Raw genomic sequence first — 5456 nt, 5'->3', positions numbered from 1 at the left:
CAGCTGGTCGCACTCGCCCGCAAAGACGAGCGGCGGATACGACTCGAGGTCCGCGATCACCTTGCGCAGAGCCTCGGGGTCGGGGTACTCGGGCTGCTGCGCCGCGGGCAGGTCCCGCCAGGAGTAGCGGGCGCGCGCGGCCTGCCCGGTCGTCGGGACGGCCAGGTCGGGAAGCACGGCCGACGGGCCGTCGAGCACCTGTGTGGTCACCTGGAGTCCTCCGCTGCCTGGAAGAGATGGTGGCGCTCCCCGATGGCGACGACCCTGGGCAGATCCTCGGTCTCGGGCGGCGGGGGCGGGGTGCCCGGGACCGGCGGCCGGCCCGCCTCGAGGAAGAACCGGTCGACTCCCGAGGGGCTGAACAGCAGCAACTGGCGTGCCGTGTGGATGCCGTTGTTGCGGAACCGGTGGGGGGTGCCCTTCGGGATGAAGACGAAGTCCCCGGGGCGTACGGCGTAGGTGCGGCCCCGGGCCGTGATGTCCAGCTCGCCGGAGAGCAGGTAGAAGGCCTCGTCGGCGTCGGCGTGGATGTGCAGCGGCGGTCCGCCGCCGGGCGGGACGGAGGCCTCCAGGAACGTCAGCGACCCGCCGGACTCCTCATGGGTCAGTTTGACCGTGTAGACGTCACCGCTCAGCCACACGGACCGGCCCTCGCCCGCGGGGATGTGCAGGACGTCCCGGGCCGGCTGCTGCGCGTGCTCGTGGTGTTCGTCGTGCGAGTGGTGCTGCTCGTGCGAGCCCTGCTGCTCGTGCGAGTCGGGCTGGTCGTGCGAGTCGGGCTGGTCGTGCCGGTGTGCCGTCGTGCTCTGCGACATGTCCTGTCCTTGGGAACGTGAGTTCTGGGAGCCGGGAGAGCGCGGGACCTCTAGAAGAACGGGCTGCGGGACTCGCCGCCGAGCAGGACCTGGCCCGTCAGTTCGAGGATCGAATCCTGCGCCACCGCGTGCTGGCACATGGTGTTCGCGTCGCGCAGCCAGCGGTCCAGCGGCGACGAGCCGCGGTAGATGGACGAACCACCGACGAGGTCGAACAGCGTGGAGACGATGGTCCGGCCGGTCCGGAAGGCGTGGTAGCGGGCGAGCGCGGTGGCGGTGCGCTGGCGGGCCGTGGTCTCGTCCCCCCGTTCCAGGGCCGCCCACTGCTCCTCCAGGCTGGTGTAGACGGAGGCGCGGGCCGCGGCCAGCTCCATCTCCGCCCGGGCCAGCGTCGACCGCACCCGCGCGCTCTCGGCCCAGGGCGTGCCGCTCTCCCGGTCGACCCGGGTGCGGGCCAGCTCCCGGACGTGGTCGATGGCTGCGCGGGCCATGCCGAGGGGCACCCCGGACATCTTGCGGAGGATGGCGTCGGGCGTGGCGTGCAGCGGGCCGGTGCGGCGCGGCACCCGGAACGAGAAGGAGTGCTCCTCCGGCACGAACAGGTCGGTCACCCGGTAGTCGCAGCTGCCGCTGCCGGCCAGGCCCGTGGTGTGCCAGGTGTCGACGATCTCGTACTGGTCGGGACGCGCCACCATCACGCGCCAGTGCACGGGGTCCCCGGTGACCGGGTCGGGTTCGGGCCGGCCGTCCTTGAACACCTGGCAGCCGGCGACCAGGACCTCGCAGTGGGTGGAGCCGCTGCCGAACCGCCAGTGCCCGGTGACCCGGTAGCCGCCGGGCACGCGTTCGGCGCGCCCCTGCGGGTGGATCCAGCCGGAGTTGGGGGTGTCCAGGCGGTCGTAGAACTCGCGGACGGCCGGCTCCTCCAGGTAGCCGGCGTAGATGCCCGAGTCCATGCCGATCATGGCGCACCAGGCGGTGGAGACGTCGCCGGTGGCCAGTGTCTCGATCAGCTCGGTCTGCTGCATGGACGTCAGCTCCGGCCCGCCGCGGTCCTTGGGGACGGCGGCGCGGAAGACGCCGCCGCGGCGGAGCAGGTCCACGACGTCCCCGGGGAGCCGGCGGGCCGCCTCGATGTCGGCGGCCCGCTCCCGCAGGACCGGTACGGCCTCGCGGGCGTGGCGCAGGATGTCCTCGGCGGTGCTGGGCACCTGGGCGGAGTTGTCGGTGCGGGGCAGCTCGGTGATGGTCACGTTGTCCTCCGGTGGGGCGGTGGGTCAGGCGTACCGGCCCGGTGCGATGACCTGGCGCGGGTCGAGGGTCTGCTTGAGCCGGCGGACGAAGGCGCGCGCGGCGGGGTCGGCGTCGAGCCGGTCCACCCACTGGTGGTGCTCGGAGTCGAGGCGGTAGGGGTGGAAACCGGCCTCGGCGAACAGTTCGTACGTCCGGTCCAGCGCGCGGTGCGCCCGCGCGGCGTCGCTCTCGGTGCGCGGGAAGCGGAAGGAGACGACGAGGTCGATCACGTCCGGGTCCAGGGCGTTGATGGTGGAGCCGGGCTGGACGCCGGTCTCGGCGTGGACCTGGGCGAGGAGGTCCTGGGAGTGGGCGACCGCGCTGCCGGTGAAGGGGATCAGCGGCAGGAAGAACAGCCATCCGCCGCCCTTGGCGTCGACCTGGTCGGCCTCCTGGCCGACCGCCGAGCGGAGCATGGTCTCGTTGCGGGACGGATCGCCCGCGTAGAGCCGTTCCACGGCCCGGGCGACCAGGTCGTCCGGGGCGGGGGGCTGCTCGTCGGAGCGCAGGACGCGGGTGAACAGGCCGCTGCGCGCGGCCTCCTCCTCGATGACCCGGGTGAGGGCCTCGACGGACCGTTCGGTGCCGTCGACGCACAGATGGGTCACGTACTCGTCGCCGTGGCCGCCGTAGGAGCGGGTGGAGACGGTGTCGTAGACCTTCAGGACGCCGGAGACGAGACCCTGGGCGGTCCAGCGGCGCAGCTCGTCGATGGCCTCGGGCAGCCGGTCGCGGCCGAAGCCGAGGCGCAGCACCCGCTGGGCCTCGGGGCGGGGCAGGAGCCGCACCACGCCCGCCGTGACGATGCCCAGGTCGGACTGGGTGAACAGGGCCAGCGGCGAGGGGCCGAGGCCCTGCGGGTTGACCGCACCGGGCCGGTCGCCGTGCGGCCACCAGCCGACCCGGATCAACTCGCCGTCGGGCAGCACCACTTCGAGCCCCGCGAGGTCCAGGGTGCGCTGCCGGCGCAGGCCGACACCCCGGTCGATCATGTTGCCCAGGACGCTGGTGTGACCGGAGGAGGCGGTGACGTTCAGCATCCGGCCGGTGCCGGTGAGCAGCTCCGCCAGCCGCAGCTGGGTGACGCCGGGCTCGACGATCGCCCAGCCGCCCTCGACGTCCAGGTCGCGGACGGTGTCGAGGCCGTCGAGTTCGAGGGTGACGACCTCGTCGCGGGCCGGTTCGCGCGAGCCCAGGCCCCAGTTGCGCCCGGTGCTGACGGCCTGGAGCCCGGGGCCGCCCTCGGCCTGGGCGAACGCCCGGACGATCGCGCGCACTTCGGTGACCGTGCGGGGCCGTACGACACCGTAGATGTCGCGGGGGCGGAACATGCTGACGTTGGTGCCGGGCGGCAGGGGCTTCGACTCCTCGCCGGCCGCCCGTATCGCTGCGGCGGGAATTCCCGCGGGAAGGACAGACAAAGGATCACACCTCACTGATGCTTGGTTCCGAGAGTTCCGCGGTGGAAGACGAGCGGTTCGCCGTTCTTCTCGCCGTGCCCGATGGACTCGACGCGACTCAGGAAGAGGCTGTGGTCGCCGCCCTGGAAGACCTGCTCGACGGAGCACCGCAGCGTGGCGAGGGCGACCGGCAGCACTTCCCGGTCGACCAGGGCCTCCAGATCCGTGCCGAACGGCTTGTCGCGGGAGGCGAACAGCCCCGCGGTGGCGGCCTGCCGGTCGCTGAGGAGATGCACGGCGAAGGTCCGGCTGGCGCAGAGCACGGGGTGGGCGCGGGCCGTGCTCTGCACGCTGACCAGGATGCGGGGCGGCGTCAGGGACACGGACATCAACGCGTTGATGGTCATGCCGACGGCGCTCTCGCCGCTGCCCGTGCACAGCAGCGCGACACCGGTCGGGAACAGGCGCATGGCCGAGCGCAGATCGACGACGGCGTCGGGCGCCGGATCCGGAATGCCGATGCGGGGGGAATTACGGAAAACAGTCGTGGACACAGGCCCTCGATTCATTCGGTAGCCGGACCAGAGAAACCTCTGGCTTCTTCTGCGATCGGCCGGTTCACGATTCGCTCGGGAAGCTCTGGGAAATAAGCTAGTTAATGCGCCTGGCCGGTGGCCACTGATAACTCGGGTAATTGACGGGCCTCGTGGACTACCCGGACTACCCGAACTACTCGGACGAGTAGACGGCGGGCATGAAAAGAGTGCGCCGCCGGGGGAGCCGGCGGCGCACGGGGACGTCAGGGGAGAGGCTCAGGAAACCGTCAGCACCGCCTTGCCCCGGACGCGGCGGGCGACGATCTCCTCCGCCAGTTCGCCGGCCGAGCGCCAGTCGGCGACCCGGCCCGCGCTCACCCGCAGCCGCTCCTCGGCCACGAGGCGGGCCAGATGGGCGAGGTCGGCGCCGGTGCGGCCGCCGGCCTGGATGCCGACGAGGGTCAGCCGCCTGCCCACCAGCTGGTAGGGCGCGATCGGGGTGTCGAGGCCGGACGTCGCCCCGATGGAGATCACCGTCCCGCCGTCGGCCATCCGGTCGAGGAGACGGGCGAGCAGCGGGCCCCCGACATGGTCCAGCAGGATGTCGACCGGCGCGCCGATCTCCGCGGGGTCCGTCACCACCTGGTGGGCACCCAGTTCGGCCAGACCGGCGCCGCGCGCCCGGTCGCCGACCACGGCCACCACCTCGGCGCCCTGGAGCCGGGCGAGTTGCACGGCGAAGTGCCCCACGCCGCCCGACGCGCCGGTGACGGCGACGCGGTGGCCGGGTTCGGTTCCGGCGCGGCGCAGCGCGCGCAGGGCGGTGAGTCCGGCCACCGGCAGGGCGGCGGCCCGCACGAAGTCGACCTCGTCCGGGAGCACCGCGAGGTCGGTCACGGAGACCGCGCGCAGCTCCGCCCAGCCACCGGACCACCCCCAGGTGACGACCCGTTCACCGGCCCGCGGGCCGGCGCCCGAGGCGGCGGGCCGCTCGACGGTGCCCGCCGCGTCCCAGCCGGGGACCGTGCCCGGTGCGGCGGCGGCGTTGCCGGTGCGGGGGAGTTCGCCGTGGTTGAGGGAGGTCGCGGCGACCCGGACCAGGACCTCGTCGGGTCCGGGGACGGGATCGGGCACCTCGGTGAGCCGGAGCCCGCCGGGGGCGCCGTGGTCGATGACAAGAGCACGCATGGTGTGACCCACTTCTTCCGGAGGGCGGTGGAGGCGGCGGGCCCGGCCAGGCTCCCGGATCCGCCCCGGATCTCCGCCCCGGCCGGGCCCGCCGCCTCCACCGCCCTCCGGAAGAAGTGGGTCACACCATGCGTGCTCTTGTCATCGACCACGGCGCCCCCGGCGGGCCCGGCTCACCGACGTCCCCTATCCCTTCCCCGGACCCGACGAGGTCCTGTTCCCGT

General features: G+C 73.1%; 6 protein-coding genes. All 6 read right to left on the bottom strand.

Annotated elements, in window-relative coordinates:
• The coding region (locus CCN42_RS16640) for a 3-deoxy-7-phosphoheptulonate synthase (protein ID WP_143661927.1) at window positions 1–165 on the bottom strand (165 nt) is incomplete at its 3' end.
• Between the two features lie 41 nt (window positions 166–206).
• A complete protein-coding gene (locus CCN42_RS16635) occupies window positions 207–815 on the bottom strand; it encodes a cupin domain-containing protein (protein ID WP_086736578.1) in 609 nt (202 codons plus the stop codon).
• A 50-nt stretch (window positions 816–865) separates the two neighbouring features.
• On the bottom strand, window positions 866–2068 hold the full coding sequence (locus CCN42_RS16630; RefSeq protein WP_086736576.1) for an acyl-CoA dehydrogenase family protein: 1203 nt from the start codon (window positions 2066–2068) through the stop codon (window positions 866–868).
• A 24-nt stretch (window positions 2069–2092) separates the two neighbouring features.
• Complete coding sequence (locus CCN42_RS16625; protein WP_211294725.1) at window positions 2093–3529, bottom strand: FAD-binding oxidoreductase; 1437 nt, start codon at window positions 3527–3529, stop codon at window positions 2093–2095.
• An 11-nt stretch (window positions 3530–3540) separates the two neighbouring features.
• Window positions 3541–4062 (bottom strand): flavin reductase family protein, encoded by a 522-nt coding sequence (locus CCN42_RS16620; protein ID WP_158101709.1) that lies wholly within the window; start codon window positions 4060–4062, stop codon window positions 3541–3543.
• 258 nt (window positions 4063–4320) lie between these two features.
• Entirely contained in the window at window positions 4321–5232 is a 912-nt protein-coding gene (locus CCN42_RS16615) for a zinc-binding dehydrogenase (protein ID WP_086736580.1), read from the bottom strand.
• Between the last annotated feature and the right edge of the window lie 224 nt (window positions 5233–5456).

Source organism: Streptomyces glaucescens (assembly GCF_002154375.1).
GTDB classification, from domain to species: Bacteria; Actinomycetota; Actinomycetes; order Streptomycetales; family Streptomycetaceae; genus Streptomyces; species Streptomyces glaucescens.
This window is presented reverse-complemented; position numbering and strand designations above follow the sequence as displayed.

Bases quoted from the DNA above. Each gene is read 5' to 3' on its own strand.
- CCN42_RS16635 (WP_086736578.1), bottom strand. From the start codon at position 815: ATGTCGCAGAGCACGACGGCACACCGGCACGACCAGCCCGACTCGCAC.
- CCN42_RS16615 (WP_086736580.1), bottom strand. From the start codon at position 5,232: ATGCGTGCTCTTGTCATCGACCACGGCGCCCCCGGCGGGCTCCGGCTC.